This window comes from Arthrobacter sp. NQ7, assembly GCF_029581595.2.
GTDB lineage: Bacteria > Actinomycetota > Actinomycetes > Actinomycetales > Micrococcaceae > Arthrobacter > Arthrobacter phenanthrenivorans_B.
In genome coordinates this window covers 1-15,100 of sequence record NZ_JARFXU020000003.1, presented here as the reverse complement: position 1 = coordinate 15,100, position 15,100 = coordinate 1, and the positions used below count along the sequence as shown (strand labels likewise).

The 15,100-nt window shown below is 63.5% G+C and carries 14 protein-coding genes and 1 pseudogene; 4 read left to right on the top strand and 11 right to left on the bottom strand.

What is annotated here, in order from left to right:
* The first annotated feature begins 5 nt into the window (after positions 1–5).
* Both ctaD and PUN71_RS04865 read left to right on the top strand, forming a co-directional pair.
* Positions 6–1,733 (top strand): aa3-type cytochrome oxidase subunit I, encoded by a 1,728-nt coding sequence (gene ctaD / locus PUN71_RS04870; RefSeq protein ID WP_043456241.1) that lies wholly within the window; start codon positions 6–8, stop codon positions 1,731–1,733.
* Positions 1,730–2,131, top strand: coding sequence for a cytochrome c oxidase subunit 4 (locus PUN71_RS04865; RefSeq protein ID WP_043456243.1), 402 nt, complete (start codon positions 1,730–1,732; stop codon positions 2,129–2,131). The genes ctaD and PUN71_RS04865 overlap by 4 nt, the downstream gene beginning before the upstream one ends.
* Positions 2,132–2,585: 454 nt before the next feature.
* Here the strand turns inward: PUN71_RS04865 and PUN71_RS04860 are convergent, their stop codons facing one another.
* The gene (locus PUN71_RS04860; RefSeq protein WP_277797536.1) at positions 2,586–2,888 is read right to left on the bottom strand and encodes an HPr family phosphocarrier protein; all 303 of its coding nucleotides are present in this window, start codon (positions 2,886–2,888) and stop codon (positions 2,586–2,588) included.
* Between the two features lie 161 nt (positions 2,889–3,049).
* On the opposite strand from PUN71_RS04860, the gene PUN71_RS04855 reads away from it, so the two are divergent.
* Complete coding sequence (locus tag PUN71_RS04855; RefSeq protein ID WP_043456247.1) at positions 3,050–3,820, top strand: GntR family transcriptional regulator; 771 nt, start codon at positions 3,050–3,052, stop codon at positions 3,818–3,820.
* Positions 3,821–3,944: 124 nt separating this feature from the next.
* Here the strand turns inward: PUN71_RS04855 and qcrB are convergent, their stop codons facing one another.
* The 4 genes from qcrB to ctaE form a co-directional block, all read right to left on the bottom strand.
* Positions 3,945–5,615 (bottom strand): cytochrome bc1 complex cytochrome b subunit, encoded by a 1,671-nt coding sequence (qcrB, locus tag PUN71_RS04850; RefSeq protein WP_043456249.1) that lies wholly within the window; start codon positions 5,613–5,615, stop codon positions 3,945–3,947.
* Positions 5,593–6,663: a cytochrome bc1 complex Rieske iron-sulfur subunit gene (gene qcrA, locus PUN71_RS04845; RefSeq protein ID WP_043456251.1), complete on the bottom strand. Its 1,071-nt coding sequence runs from the start codon at positions 6,661–6,663 to the stop codon at positions 5,593–5,595. The genes qcrB and qcrA overlap by 23 nt, the downstream gene beginning before the upstream one ends.
* Before the next feature lie 99 nt (positions 6,664–6,762).
* Positions 6,763–7,551, bottom strand: a complete 789-nt coding sequence (gene qcrC / locus PUN71_RS04840) for a cytochrome bc1 complex diheme cytochrome c subunit (RefSeq protein WP_043456254.1) — start codon at positions 7,549–7,551, stop codon at positions 6,763–6,765.
* An 86-nt stretch (positions 7,552–7,637) separates the two neighbouring features.
* On the bottom strand, positions 7,638–8,276 hold the full coding sequence (ctaE, locus tag PUN71_RS04835) for an aa3-type cytochrome oxidase subunit III (RefSeq protein ID WP_175318541.1): 639 nt from the start codon (positions 8,274–8,276) through the stop codon (positions 7,638–7,640).
* 148 nt (positions 8,277–8,424) lie between these two features.
* On the opposite strand from ctaE, the gene trpD reads away from it, so the two are divergent.
* Positions 8,425–9,480 (top strand): anthranilate phosphoribosyltransferase, encoded by a 1,056-nt coding sequence (gene trpD / locus PUN71_RS04830; protein ID WP_277797535.1) that lies wholly within the window; start codon positions 8,425–8,427, stop codon positions 9,478–9,480.
* A 45-nt stretch (positions 9,481–9,525) separates the two neighbouring features.
* On the opposite strand, the gene PUN71_RS04825 is transcribed toward trpD, so the two are convergent.
* The 6 genes and pseudogenes from PUN71_RS04825 to PUN71_RS04800 form a co-directional block, all read right to left on the bottom strand.
* The gene (locus PUN71_RS04825) at positions 9,526–9,807 is read right to left on the bottom strand and encodes an Lrp/AsnC family transcriptional regulator (RefSeq protein ID WP_043456257.1); all 282 of its coding nucleotides are present in this window, start codon (positions 9,805–9,807) and stop codon (positions 9,526–9,528) included.
* A 115-nt stretch (positions 9,808–9,922) separates the two neighbouring features.
* Positions 9,923–10,324 carry a DUF3054 domain-containing protein gene (locus PUN71_RS04820; protein WP_277797534.1) on the bottom strand — a complete coding sequence of 134 codons (402 nt, stop codon included), beginning with the start codon at positions 10,322–10,324 and terminating at the stop codon, positions 9,923–9,925.
* Between the two features lie 51 nt (positions 10,325–10,375).
* Complete coding sequence (locus PUN71_RS04815) at positions 10,376–10,942, bottom strand: hypothetical protein (RefSeq protein ID WP_283532394.1); 567 nt, start codon at positions 10,940–10,942, stop codon at positions 10,376–10,378.
* Between the two features lie 693 nt (positions 10,943–11,635).
* Positions 11,636–13,384 (bottom strand): bifunctional polysaccharide deacetylase/glycosyltransferase family 2 protein, encoded by a 1,749-nt coding sequence (locus PUN71_RS04810; RefSeq protein WP_283532393.1) that lies wholly within the window; start codon positions 13,382–13,384, stop codon positions 11,636–11,638.
* Between the two features lie 109 nt (positions 13,385–13,493).
* Positions 13,494–13,538 (bottom strand): annotated as a pseudogene (locus PUN71_RS04805) (hypothetical protein); the annotation flags it as partial.
* A 727-nt stretch (positions 13,539–14,265) separates the two neighbouring features.
* Complete coding sequence (locus PUN71_RS04800) at positions 14,266–14,532, bottom strand: hypothetical protein (RefSeq protein WP_277797531.1); 267 nt, start codon at positions 14,530–14,532, stop codon at positions 14,266–14,268.
* Between the last annotated feature and the right edge of the window lie 568 nt (positions 14,533–15,100).

The following is a 15,100-nucleotide window of genomic DNA, read 5'->3' as shown; positions in this document are numbered from 1 at the left end:
GCGACGTGGCTACGTACACCCAATCCGCACCTGCGGGAGTCCTGCCGGCTCCCGTGGTACCCAAATCCAAGGGGCGCATCGTCGTCAACTGGATCACCTCCACTGACCACAAGACCATCGGGTACATGTACCTGATCGCGTCCTTTGTGTTCTTCTGCCTCGGCGGCGTGATGGCGCTGCTGATCCGTGCCGAACTGTTCGAGCCCGGGATGCAGATCCTGCAGACCAAGGAGCAGTACAACCAGCTGTTCACGATGCACGGCACCGTGATGCTGCTGATGTTCGCCACCCCGCTGTTCGCCGGGTTCGCCAACGTGATCATGCCGCTGCAGATCGGCGCCCCGGACGTTGCGTTCCCGCGGCTGAACGCGCTGGCCTTCTGGTTCTTCCTGTTCGGCTCCACCATCGCGGTGTCCGGCTTCATCACCCCGCAGGGCGCCGCTTCGTTCGGCTGGTTCGCCTACGCGCCGCTGTCCAACACCACCTTCACCCCCGGCATCGGCGGTGACCTGTGGGTCTTCGGCCTGGCGCTGTCCGGCTTCGGCACCATCCTCGGCGCCGTCAACTTCATCACCACCATCATCTGCATGCGTGCCCCGGGCATGACCATGTGGCGGATGCCCATCTTTACCTGGAACACCCTGATCACCGCCATCCTGGTGCTAATGGCCTTCCCGCCGCTGGCCGCGGCCCTGTTCGCGCTGGGCGCCGACCGGAAGTTCGGCGCGCACATCTTCGACCCCGAAAACGGCGGTGCCGTCCTGTGGCAGCACCTGTTCTGGTTCTTCGGCCACCCCGAGGTGTACATCATCGCGCTGCCGTTCTTCGGCATCGTCTCGGAGATCTTCCCGGTCTTCAGCCGCAAGCCGATCTTCGGCTACAAGGGCCTGGTGTACGCCACGATCGCCATTGCGGCCCTGTCGGTGACGGTGTGGGCGCACCACATGTACGTCACCGGCGCTGTCCTGCTGCCGTTCTTCTCGTTCATGACCATGCTGATCGCAGTGCCCACCGGCGTGAAGTTCTTCAACTGGATCGGCACCATGTGGCGGGGCTCCCTCACCTTTGAGACCCCCATGCTCTGGAGCATCGGCTTCATGATCACGTTCCTCTTCGGTGGTCTTACCGGCATCATCCTGGCCTCGCCGCCCCTGGACTTCCACGTGTCGGACTCCTACTTCGTGGTCGCGCACTTCCACTACGTGGTCTTCGGCACCGTGGTGTTCGCCATGTTCGCCGGCTTCTACTTCTGGTGGCCCAAGTGGACCGGCAAGATGCTGAACGAGCGCCTGGGCAAGATCCACTTCTGGCTCCTCTTCCTCGGCTTCCACGGCACCTTCCTGATCCAGCACTGGCTCGGCGTCGAGGGCATGCCCCGCCGCTACGCCGACTACCTGGTTGAGGACAACTTCACCTGGATGAACCAGTTCTCCACCGTGGCATCATTCGTGCTGGGTGCATCGCTGATCCCGTTCTTCTGGAACGTCTACATCACCTGGCGCAGCGCCGAAAAGGTCCAGGTTGATGATCCGTGGGGCTTTGGTGCTTCGCTCGAGTGGGCCACGTCCTGCCCGCCGCCGCGCCACAACTTCACGTCCCTGCCCCGGATCCGTTCGGAGCGTCCCGCCCTGGACCTGCACCACCCGGAACTCCGCCAGGTCCACACCGCTGAGTCGCCGGCTCCCGCAGCAGCGGTTCTCGGCAACGCCGACCAGAAGGACACCGCACAGTGAAAATCGAATCCTGGATCTTTGGCTCTGGAGTTTTCTTCTTCGTTCCCGTCGCCCTGGTCTACGGTTTCCTGACCAGCTGGAGTGAATGGGTCGGTATCCTCGGCATCCTCCTCGTTGGTGGACTCGCCGGCATGATCGGCGCGTACCTGGGCTTCACCGGGAAGCGCGTCGGGCTGCGGCCTGAAGACCGCAGTGATGCCGAAATCCACGAAGGCGCCGGCGAGCAGGGCCACTTCAGCCCCTGGAGCTGGTGGCCCCTCGTTCTGGGCATCGCCTGCGCCACCGGATTCCTCGGCCTGGCCGTAGGTACCTGGATCATCTTTATCGCCGGTGGCATCGCCGTCGTGGCACTCGTTGGCTGGGTGTACGAGTACAGCCGTGGAGACCACGCGCACTAGGCAAACAGGAATAACGACGTCGGGCCCCACCATGAATGGTGGGGCCCGACGTCGTTATGGTGCTTTAAAGCGTCCTGAATGTACTAACCCGATTGGTTGGTGCTGCGCCTTGCGGGTGAGCCGCCTTTGAGTGCGGCGTGGGTCCTGACGGTTGGAGATTCGCAGTCCACCGACCCGGAGTTCTGTCCGTACTGCACTGCGTTGTGGGCAGCTCATCGGCGAGCTCGGCCGGTCCTGCATGCCGGCAGCTCCGTGCTCGACGTAACGCTTGGCCCAGGGGCAGCGGTGATCACCACGCGTTGAGCCAGCTTCAGGCGCCCGGCAGGGGCAAGGACCGCGTTGGAGAGGAACACGAGGACCTCCTGCTATCTATGGTGCTCTCGACAGGCACCACACAACACCCGGAGGCCTCTTTATTGCCTCCATTCCATCCCCGTGTCACCAACGTGCCCTGTCAGTAGTCCTGGGCGTCCGCCTGGGCTTCCAAAAGGCGTCCTAGACGCTGGAGTGCTTCCTCTGCGTTTTGGCGCCCCAGAGCGCCGTCGACGGCGGCGTCGCTGATGGCAAGCTCCACTTCGCAGCCCTGGGGAAAATCGGCGGTCATCACCTGCAGCAGGGACCGTGCGTCCACTTTGCCGGCGCGGGCCTTGCTGATGGTGACCGGGAGCCCTGTGTCAGTGACGGCGCGGACGAACGCGGCAGCCGGGCGCGCATGCAGGCCCACGGGGGCCGCCACCACGGCCTTGTGAATTGGCAAAAGGACTCCTTCTTCGGGCGACGGCCCCCATCCGCCTGTTCGCAAAAATTCCAGAGATAAATATAGCTGGACCTTCTGTCGGACCACGAAAGAAGAAGTGGTCAGCCTGTGGTCTAGACCGTCCTAAAATTGAGTCTGGAACCGACGGAGGAGACAAGACCATGGCAGGTGGCGCCAGTGCGATCGCGGGCGAAATTGACCGCACCAGCGGGACCGCAATCTACGTCCAACTTCGCGAGATCCTTCGCGCCTACATCGCCCAGTCATGTCCGCCGGGATCGGCTCTGCCGTCGGAACGGGACCTGGCCGAGCGGTTCGGCCTTGCCCGGATGACCGTCCGCCAGGCTATCGACGCCTTGGTGGGGGAGGAGGTCATCGAACGGGTGGTCGGACTGGGCACCTTCGTCCGCCGGCCGAAGCTCGATCTGCAGGTGAAACTGACGTCCTACAGCGAAGAGATGCAGCGCCGCGGCATGGTGCCCGCGGCAAAGGTCCTCAGTTTCGAGCAGATCGGCGCCAGCGCTTTCCTGGCCCGGGAACTCCAACTCGATGAAGGTACCCCTTTGGTACGGTTCCGGCGGCTCCTGCTTGCGGACGGCGAGCCCATGAGTGTGGATGAAAACTTTATCCCTGCCCACCGGGTTCCGGGCTTGCTTGATGGGGAGCCGCCGACATCCCTCTACAACGTCCTCAGCGAGCAGTTCGGCCTGGTGATGGAGTGGGGGGAGGACATGATTGAGGCCACGGCAGCGTCCCCGTCGACAGCAAGGCTGCTGAACGTAGAGGTTGGCGCGCCGCTCCTGAAGATCCAGCGGCACGCATTCGTGGCGCGGGCCATGGTGGACTACTCGGTCTCCTACTACCGGGCCGACCGGTACAAGCTCTGGGTGCCCCTGCAGCGGCCGGGAGCAAGGCGGTCGCGCAGCCACTGACCATCGTCCCAGGCTGCGCTGCAGGGGCGCGGCTGTACGGGCGGCAGTGGGCCTGGAACACCTGGAAACGCAGAAAGGCCCGATCCATACTGAATCGGGCCTTTCTGGTTTGTGCAGGCTGTGCCTAGTGCGTCAGGCTCTTGCTGCCTTCTGCCGCTTCCACAGCCTCGTGGCCGTGGCCGTGCGCGGCTGCGAGTTCAGCAGGCGTTGCCGGGGCGACGCGGTCCTCGAAGAACCAGCGGGAGAGGAAGGCGCGGCGCTTTTCCTTCCGGGTCACCACACCGTGCTCGTTGGGTACAGCGGGGAGAACCTGGGGCGACTCGAAGCCGACCAGCTTGTAGCGCTTGTACTCGTCCAGCGGTGCGTGGACCTCGATGAATTCACCATGGGGGAGCCGGACGATGCGGCCGGTTTCACGGCCGTGCAGGGCGATCTCCCGGTCCTTGCGCTGCAGCGCCAGGGCAACACGCTTGGTCACAATGAAGGCAATGACCGGTCCGACGAAGAACAGTGCGCGCAACCAGTAGGTGACGTCGTTCAGCGACACGTGGAAGTGCGTTGCGATGAGGTCGGAACCTGCCGCGGCCCACATGACGCAGTACCAGACGAAGCCTGCCATGCCAATGGCCGTACGGGTGGGGGCGTTGCGGGGACGGTCCAGGACGTGGTGCTCACGGTCGTCCTTGGTTACCCAGCGCTCGATCCACGGGTAGGTGAACATCACGGTGAACAGGATTCCGGCAGGTACCAGTGCCGGCAGCAGGACGTTGAACGTGAAGACGTGTCCAAAGAAGATCTGCTCGACGTGCCAGTTGCCCAGTGTGCCCGGCATGAGGCGCAGGGCGCCGTCAACGAAGCCGATGTACCAGTCAGGCTGGGTGCCGGCGGAGACGGGGGAGGGGTCATACGGGCCGTAGTTCCAGATCGGGTTGATCGTGAAGAACGCTGCCATCAGGGCCAGCACGCCGAAGACGATGAAGAAGAACCCACCGGCCTTCGCGGCGTAGACCGGACCCAGGGGGTAGCCCACAACGTTGTTGTCGTTGCGGCCCGGGCCGGGGTACTGCGTGTGCTTGTGGATGACAACCATGAACAGGTGCAGGACGATCATCAGCAGGATCAGGGCCGGCACCAGCAGGATGTGCAGCATGTAGAGGCGGCTGATGATGGCCGTACCCGGGAACTCCCCGCCAAACAGGAAGAACGAGATGTACGTACCGATCACCGGGATCGACTTGATGACGCCGTCGATGATCCGCAGGCCGTTGCCGGAGAGGAGGTCATCGGGGAGCGAGTAGCCCGTGAAGCCGGCAGCCATGGCCAGGATCAGCAGGACACCGCCGACAACCCAGTTCATTTCACGCGGGCGGCGGAAGGCTCCGGTGAAGAAGACCCTGAGCATGTGAACGGCAATGGACGCCACGAACAGCAGTGCTGCCCAGTGGTGGACCTGGCGCATGAACAGGCCGCCACGAATGTCGAAGGAGATGTTCAGCGACGAGCTGTAGGCCACCGACATTTCAACACCCTTGAGCGGCACGTAGCCGCCGTCGTAGTGCGTCTCGGCCATGGACGGGTCAAAGAAGAACGTCAGGAAGGTACCCGACAGCAGCAGGATGACGAACGAGTACAGCGCGACTTCACCGAACATGAATGACCAGTGGTCGGGGAAGACCTTGCGGCCGAACTCGCGGAGGATCCCGGAACCGCCAACGCGAGAGTCGACGAAGTCGGTGATCCGTCCTGTCTTGGTTTTGGCGACGAAAGCCGGCTCAGCTGTTGATGCTGCGCTCATGCGAATCACGCTCCCAGTAACTTGGTCCTACGGGTTCATGGAAGTCGCTGGTAGCGACGAGGTAGCCCTCGTCATCAACTGCGATGGGCAGCTGGGGGAGAGGACGGCTGGCGGGGCCGAAGATCACCTTGCACTCCTGCGTGAGGTCAAAGGTGGACTGGTGGCACGGGCACAGCAGGTGGTGCGTCTGTTGCTCGTACAGAGCAACCGGGCAGCCAACGTGGGTGCAGATCTTGGAGTAGGCAACGATGCCGTTGTAGCCCCACTCTTCACGTCCCTTGGAAGGGTTCAGTGCTGCGGGATCGAGGCGCATGAGCAGCACAACGGACTTTGCCTTTTCGTTGAGCTTGCCTTCCTCAAGTTCGTTCAGCCCCTCGGGGATGACGTGGAAGGCGGATCCGATGGTGACATCCGCGGCCTTGATGGGAGTTCCGTCGGGGTCGCGGGTGAGGCGCTTGAGCTTTCCGTCCTGGGGAGCCCACATGGTGTGCGCGAGCTTGTCGTCCGGGCGGGGTCCCAGGTCACCGAAGATGGCGACGGCGGGGAGCGGCGCCAGGGCGACGGCACCGAGGAGGGTGTTACGGATCAGCGGCCGGCGCTTGATACCCGTTTCTTCCACGATGTCATCGACGATGCGGACAGCAGCCTGGCGGTCCTCTTCGTAGCGGATAGCGTGGCGTTCCTCGGAGACCTCGTGGTCGGGCATCAGGGCCTTGGCCCAATGCACGATGCCGGTACCGATACCCAGCATGGCGAAGGCGGTGCCTACGCCGAGCAGGGCGTTCTGGAGCCGGATGGTGGCAATGCTGGAATCATCACCCAGGTCGATGGCGAAGTACGCCACCAGGAAGATCAGGGTTCCAACAACAGAAATGCCAAATAGTAAGGCGACCTGCCGTTCTGCCCGCTTTGCGGCCTTCGGGTCCGTGTCAGCCAGGCGCAAACGATGCGGGGGAATTCCAGGATCCTGGAACTTCTCCACCTCATTCTGACCAGCCGTAGCTACGGTGCCCGAGTGGTTCGGACTGCCGTCACTATGGTTGCCCATAATTCGCCTCATCCTTCTCTCGTCCCGGCTGAAGCCGGGTTAGTTTCTAATATCAAGCTGCTGACTGGGCAGCAGAAGTTTTGTGTGTCCTGCGGAGGGTCAGGAGGTCCTGGAGGTGAGCCAGATGGTGAAGGCGATGATGACGCCAAGACCGGCAACCCAGACGAACAGGCCTTCGGCGACCGGGCCAAGCGATCCCAGGTCGGCACCGCCCGGCGAACCGGTGGTCTCAATCTGCTTCAGGAAGGTGATGATGTCCTTCTTGCCTTCCGGCGTGATGTTCGCATCGTTGAAGACCGGCATGTTCTGCGGGCCCGTAACCATGGCTTCGTAGATGTGCTTGCCCGATACGTCTGCGAGGGCAGGTGCGAACTTGCCCCGGGTCAGGGCGCCGCCGGCTGCTGCAGCGTTGTGGCACATGGCGCAGTTGGTACGGAAGAGCTCGCCACCGGCTGCGGCATCGCCACCGCCTTCTGTCAGCTCATTCGAAGGAATTGCCGGGCCGGCTCCCAGCGAAGCTACGTAAGCTGCAAGCTGGGAGGTCTGCTCCTCATTGAACTGGACCGGCTTCTTCATCGCCTGCGGTCCGTTCATCTGCATGGGCATGCGGCCGGTACCCACCTGGAAGTCAACAGCAGCGGCGCCGACGCCTACCAGTGAGGGCCCATCCTTGGAACCGCTGGCGCCCATGCCGTGGCAGGTGGCGCAGTTGGCGGCGAACAGCTTGCCGCCTTCTTCGACGTCGCTTGCGCTTGCGGTGGTGGTGCTCGCCTTGGCCTCATTCATGGAGGTTGCCACGGCGTACAGCCCACCCGTGATGAGGAGCCCCATCAGAAGCAGCGCTATTGCTGCAAGTGGGTGACGCCGCTTTTGTGAGAGTGCCTTCACGTGGTGGTTCCTTTATTCGATCCTGCGCCGGCTCCGGGAGCCGCTACCTGAAATTCTGCCTCTTGTAGAAAAAGAATCAAAGCTGGCTACTTGAGTACGTAGATGACCAGGAAGAGGCCGATCCACACAACGTCCACGAAGTGCCAGTAGTAAGAGGTGACGATCGCGGATGTTGCTTCGAAATGTCCGAACTTCTTCGCCGCAAAGGACCGGCCCATGATGAGCAGGAAGGCAATCAGGCCGCCGATGACGTGCAGGCCGTGGAAGCCGGTGGTCATGTAGAAGGCCGAGCCGTAGGCGTTGGAGGAAAGGGAGACGTGCTCGGAGACCAGCATGGCGTACTCGGTGGTCTGGCCGGCTACGAAGAACGCGCCCATCAGGAACGTCAGGGTGAACCATTCGTTCATTCCCCAGCGGGCGAACTGCAGGGCACCTCCGGTGCGGCGGGGCTGCAGTCGCTCTGCAGCGAACACGCCCATCTGGCAAGTGAAGGAACTTGCCACGAGGACGATCGTGTTGACGAGCGCAAAGGGGAAGTTGAGCTTGGCTGTCTCTTCGGCCCACATCTGACCACTCGTGGAGCGGAGCGTGAAGTACATGGCAAAGAGACCGGCGAAGAACATCAACTCGCTGGACAGCCACACAACGGTTCCGACGGAAACCATGTTGGGGCGGTTCAGCGTGGGGTGCGCCGGGGTACTGGGGGCATGGGTCGCAGATGTCACATAGACATTATGTCTGTAAAAGTCCGTGCTGCCCAACGCAAACCGCCTTTTCGGAGGACTTTTTCTACAAAGACGCGAAATTGCCGGGAAAAGTTCCCGGCACCGTTCACATTGGTCACCGCCCGCCTTCCCTCGATAGCATCAGCAAGTGACTTCACAGGCATCCGCAGCTCCCGGCAACACCTGGCCCCGCCTGATCTCCGCTCTGATCAAAGGCACTGACCTCACGGCGGAGAACACCTCCTGGGCCATGGACACCATCATGTCCGGCGAGGCAACGCCGGCGCAGATTGCCGGTTTCCTGGTGGCGCTGAGCGCCAAGGGAGAGACTGTGGATGAACTGTCCGGCCTGGTTGAAGCGATGCTTGCCCATGCCAACCCGGTGGCGATTTCCGGCGAAAAACTCGACATCGTCGGCACCGGAGGTGACCAACTTAACACCGTTAATATTTCCACCATGGCTGCCCTTGTCGCGGCCGGCGCCGGCGCAAAGGTGGTTAAGCACGGCAACCGCGCCGCGTCGTCGTCGTCCGGTTCCGCGGACGTGCTCGAAGCGCTCGGGGTGCGCCTGGACCTGTCCATTGCGCAGGTGGCCCGCAATGCAGAGGAAGCTGGAATCACGTTCTGCTTCGCCCAGGTTTTCCACCCCTCCTTCCGGCATACGGCTGTTCCCCGCCGTGAACTCGCCATTCCGACGGCCTTCAACTTCCTGGGACCGCTCACCAACCCCGCCAACGTGCAGGCATCTGCAGTGGGCGTCGCCAACGCGCGGATGGCACCCCTCGTGGCGGGCGTGCTTGCCCGCCGGGGGAGCAGGGGCCTGGTCTTCCGCGGCAACGACGGTCTGGATGAGCTCACCACAACCGGGCCTTCCACGGTGTGGGAAATCCGCGGCGGAACCGTCGAGGAACTACGGTTCTCTCCCCAGGACCTGGGCATCAGCCTGGCCACCGTCGAGCAGCTCCGCGGCGGTGACGCGGCTGCCAACGCCGGAGTTGTCCGGGACGTGCTCGCGGGGAAGGAAGGACCGGCACGCGATGCAGTCCTGCTGAACGCTGCGGCCGGCCTGGTTGCCTTTGACCGCGAAGCGGAGGGCCCGTTCCTGGCCCGCATGCAAAAGGCCTTCGCGCGCGCAGCGGAGTCCATTGACTCCGGTGCCGCCGCCGCGGTCCTGGACCGCTGGGTGTCCCTGTCCCGGGCCTGAACCGGTTTCCTTGGGCCGCAGGCCTGGTGGTTCAGGCCTTGTTGGCTACTGCTCGAAGCCGAGCGAGAATGCGGCGTCGAGGTCGTGCTGTGAATAGGCGCGGAACGCGATGTGGGTGGTGGTGTGAACCACGGCGGGAACCTTGGAGAGCCGGTCCGCAATAACGTCCGCCAGGTCCTCGTGCCGGTGGACCCGCGCCACCGCAATCAGGTCCCATTCCCCGGTGACCGAGTAGACCTCGCTGATGCCCTCGATGGCGGAGATCTCTTCGGCCGTCTCGGGAATGCGGGCGGCGTCAGTCTTGATCAGAACAAATGCGGTGACCACGTTCGAACCCCTTCGATCAGTTCCGGCGCAGCAAGGCCCGGCAGGTTTTTCCTCTGCTGCCAACCCTATTACACGGCACCCATTTCCCTGGCTGCCGCCCGTCCTGCCGCGGGCCTTACTTGCGGCGCAGCCGTGCAGCGCCGGCGAACAGGAGGCGGTAACCGATCAGGAAGACCGCCAGTGCCAGCGTTGCCACAATGACAAACGGCAGGACCACTGTCTGGTTGGTCAGTGCCCGCAGGAGCATGCCTCCCGCAAGCGTGCCAAGCCAGACGGGGATGCCCGCACGGATGACGGACAGGGGGCTGCGCCATACCCTGGCAACCAGCCATCCCGCAACGGCGCCGGTGAGGAACGGCCATGCAGTCAGCAGCACACCCAGGACGGGTTCCTCCCGGTGGTGCGCATCGCGCCCTATCGCGGCAAAGGCAAGGATCAGCACGGCGTCGGCTACGGCCGCCGCCAGGACAAGTCGTGCGGATGCTGTTGGCGCCGGCTTCGTTTTCAGGGAACTCATGTTTCGAGCTTAGCCGCGGTGCCTTGGTGTTTCCCGGCAGCAGTTCCGGGATCACTGCGGGGCCACGCCGTTCCCATAGCCGGCGTCGCAGCTTCCGCCATGGATGACCCCATGGCCCGATGCGACGGGGTAGTCGTCCCGTGGGTTGAACATCACCGTGCGGACACCGGTGACCTTGCGTGCGCAGTTCCGGACAAACGACTTGGCTTCATCCTTGCCGCCGATCCACATGTCGATCCACAGGGTTGCGCCGCCGTATTTTTCGGCGCCGGTGTGGCACGGCCCTTCCTCCGGCACCGGCCCGTCCCCGCAGGTGTCTTCCACGATGAAGTAGCGGCGGACGTCAGGAAGGTAGATCCTGGTGCCGGCAGGTACGTCCAGGACGTCCTGGCCGGTGCTGCGGGAATGGCCGACGGCGATCGTCACCGGATCAGCGTAGGTCCCCGCCCCGCCGGCTTCTTGGTGCACGACGGGATGGCTGATCTTCGCGGAACCGGGCGGCGTGTTGTCGAACCAGGTGTAGGCGGTGACGTACACGTCCTTCCGGATGGATTCAGGTTCGGTTTGGGGTGCGGCAGGGGTGCAGGCGTTGACGGCGAGCGCCAGGCAACAGGACACTGCCGCTGACAGTGCGCATCTGCCTGTCCGCAGCAGCCGGCCCAGGTCCTGCTTCCGACCACGGGACCAGGCCTTCCCCTGCCGCATCACGGTCAGCTCCGAGTGATCGCATGGCCGAGGACGGCAGCGAATTTGCCCGCTTCGTGGTCTATGCCGCTGCAGTGACTGGAGGGCCTTTTCCGGTCTTCCGCGGCTGGTGCTGCGGCGCAGCCGGTGTGCCGGTTGGCTGACCAGAGGGAAATGCGTCTTACTCCCTGCCCAGCGGCCAAGCTGCCGAGGCCTGCGGCATCCTGCCCGGAGGCGCTGGGCATGCTCTCACCGTCAGCGAGGGGCCCGAATTTCATGGTCATGATGTTCGCTCCTGCCAGCTCGACTCCCGCAGCGGGCATGGACTCCACGCTGTACCTGCCGCCTTCGTCCAGTCCACTCCTGGCGCCCGGCAACGTCAACCAGATTCTGAGCGGACGATCCGGCGTCCGAGCGGCCTGAAGCCGGGGCAGTGCTGCCGCGCGGGCCAGGGCCGGTTCCGGTTCTGCGGCCCGGCCCCGAATCCAGGTCAAAGGTGTCCAGCCCGTAACGGTCCACGGCCCCGTAAGCCTGTAAGGGCGGTGACGTCAGGCGGCCAGGATGACTGCTGCGCCGGGAAGGACGGGACGCAGCCGGCGGATGGAGGGAGGTTTTCCATACGGCACGTCAGGCAGAGCCGGGGGAGAGGGGGAGGGCCTCCGGGGTGGACGACGGCAGCGTGGCGCTGTTGGTCCGTTGCGGCTTGTACCATCCGACAGCGGAGCCTCTCAGTGCCATGATCGCGGATCCGAAGACTACGTAGGCGCGGAGGGGCTCGTAAATGAGCCGGTAGATGGGCACGATGAGCAGGTGCAGCGGACTCTCGTGGACCATGAGGACTGCCACGATGGAGACCAGCAGGTGGGTTGTGGCGACAAACGCGGAAAACATTGCGATCGCCTGCCATTCGCCGCGGGCAAGGCTGAGGACGGCGACGCCCACCGCCAGGGGCATGAAGACCAGGGGGACCAGGACGGAGACCAGCGCGTAAGGCATCGTCAGCATTCCGAGGGCCCCGAACTTTGGATTGAAGAGCATGGACCGGTGCTTGTAGAGGGTCTGGATGTTGCCGTAGGTCCACCTCAGGCGCTGCTTGAACAATCCCCGCAATGTCAGCGGCGCTTCGGTCCAGGCAACCGCACGGTTCTCCTGCGTGATGCTGTAACCCATTTGTTGGAGGGAGAGTGTCAGGTCTGCATCCTCGGCGAGGGTCGCGTCAGAATATCCCCCCGCCTTGACCAAGGCATCCTTCCGCCACGCCGCGCACGCTCCGGGAACGATCGAGATGGCGCCCATCAAGCCTTCCGCCATCCGGGTCACGCAAATACCCGACAGGTATTCCAGGCTTTGCCAGCCGGCAACCAGGTTGCGCCGGTTGCCCACCTTTACATGGCCGGCGACGGCCCCTACCTCCTTGGCCCCCGATGGGACGGTGAAGTGCCGGGCAAGCATTCTGATGGTCTGCGGCTCGAACAAGGTGTCACCGTCCAACGTCACGATGACCTCGCCCCGCGACTCCATGATGCCGTGGTTGCTGGCGGCGGGTTTACCGGTGTTGGCCTGGGTGTACACGCGCAGCTGCGGCCAGGCGCCGGCGTAGCTGTTGAGGACGTCGAGGGTTCCGTCCGAGGATCCGTCATCGACGGCCACCACCTCAAAATTGGGGTAGTCGCTGGCCTTCAGTGCCTCGAGTGTTTTGAATACCACGGGTTCCTCGTTGAAAACCGGCAGGACCACGCTGACGAGGGGCCAGGCCTCCGGGTCCGGTGGCGGCCATTTCCGCTTCCCCTGCCGGACGTTGTTGACCAGTGCCAGGCCAACAAACAGGAAGGTCAGGATGGTCAAGGATCCAACTCCAAACCAGAACAGCCAGTTCATCACCAGGTTGGGGGTTACCAGGTACGCGGTGAGTGCCCCGAACGTCAGGTTGTCCTGCAAACCGGCATCCACGTTGTGGCTGGGAACGAAATCGGCTGGAAGCATGGGCTCCAGCGTCGTGAAACGGTAGCCCGCGGCCTTGGCTTTGGGGATGAACTCCTTGAGCATCTCGACCGTGGCTGTCCTGTCACCGCCTCCATCGTGGACCAGCATGACATGGCCCAGCCCGTCCAGCTCCGGCAGAGGGACGGGGGTCCCGGGTTTGTATTCCCAGTCCCGGGTATCCAAGTCCATGTTGACGTGCAGGTACCCGAGCTGCTGGGCCTGCAACAGGGCAAGGGTGTTATTTTCCGGATTGCCCGTTGGGATCCTGAAGAGCCTGGAAGCGTAGTTGCCCGAGGCGCGAAGCACCCGGTCTTCTCCGATGATTTCCTGCCGGTTGTAGGCATCGTCGTGCGCCCAGAAGTCTATGTGGGTCATGGTGTGGTTGCCCACCATGTGGCCTTCCCGGATGATGCGGCGAAGGATGTCCGGGTTCTCGACGACGTTTTCCCCCCACCACGAAGAAGGTTGCAGGAACACTCTCATGGGAAAGCAGGTCCAGGATTTCCGGAGTGTAGCGGGGGTCCGGCCCATCGTCGAACGTCAGCATGAGGGTGTGGTCGGGAGGCAGGCCGTACGCCTCGATGGCATAGGGCCTGTTTCCTATCGCCGCGGCTTCCTCTGCTGTTGCCTCCCTCCAGACATCGTTGCTGAAGGGATCCTTCAGCAGGTCGACACCGTCCTTGTGCTCCACCAGTGCAATCCTGTGGAAAATTTCGTTGCCCTGCTCATAGCCGACCTTCGGGATGTTCTTCAGGTACTGCTCGGCAAGCAGGCGGCGGGGATAGTCGGGGGACTGGTTGAGGGGGCCCTGCTGGAGCGGGGCCGTGGCAGCGGGCAGCACCGCTCCCAACGCAAGGACAATGGACAAGACAGCGGCCAGGAGCGCGTTGAGCAATCGGCGCCAGCGGTCGCCGCTGGCGTCGAAAAACACTGGCGGCTGGACAGCATGGAGGGATGCGAAGAGGTTTGTCATCAGGGCCCCTGCGTGGAAACCGGGTGAAGCAATGGAGGCGTTTCAAGGAGGGGTGCCCAGTTCCTCGGGCTGCTGCAAGGACCAGGGCAGTTCCGGCCACCGGAAGGATCTGTCTTTCGGCTGGCTCCGGCGGCGATGATGCGCCGCCCCATGTGTCCACGACGTTAGTTTTCGCGCTGCGGCCCAACACCCGTAAGGGGTACTTGAATATGGTTCTTGGTGCTACTTACCTAAGGCCAAAGGGGCAGGGTGCCCGGAGTAGTTGCGGGGCCACCTGAAGGCTAGGTAGCGTACGGGGTCCTCATTGGTCCGGACACCTGTGAACAAGCCAGCTTGCCTCCCAGCGGAGGTGGTAGGACCCGTTGTCGTCCCACTCGACGAGCACATCAGTCACGGTGTAGGCCACTGCCGCTGCGCGGAGCGAGCGGACTTTCACGGGCGCCGGCCGCAGCAGCACGACGGCCCTGCCGGGGGCCTGATGCAGCGCCTCCTGCCGCATTCCGTCGCGGCACCCCGGGCAGACGGATTCGCAGTGGGTGCAGGAATGGGGGAGCGGAAGTTCACGCATGGGTGTCCTAGGCGGGATCAGGTGGGCCGGCACGCCGCTGTCTGCTCAACCCGGTCTGGAGCTGCTGGTACAGCCTCCATCGCGTGCCCCTGCAGGCCTGGACGGCCTGCTGCTGTACCCGGAAGGTTAGGCCCGCCGGCGTCCGCAGCGCATGGGGTTGGGCTACCCAACTTGCTGCAATGCCGCCCCTACAAATCCGGCTTGGGGCCTGGGGGTATGCAGTATTGTCAGCAGGACCTGATGCCATTGCCATTCTTAGCGGAGACAGCGTGAACAAAGCCTTGTGGATTTGCTGCCTGGTCGGTGCTGCCTTGGGAATCAGTTTGGGCCTGGCGCTGTTCCACGACCCGTTCTGGGGCGCTTTCCTGGGACTGGGAGCGGGCGCGGTGGTGGGGGCGTCGATACAACGGCGTCATTAGGACCGGGTCCCGTCGCAGTTTCTACTGGCAACGGTGATTATTCGATCTGGAACTATTCGGCAGCACCACTCGAGGGGAAGCGGTCCGGATGCTTAGGGTCTCGTCCCTTTTCCCGCCAGTACTCATCCCGCTGCCATAGGGAAAACCTG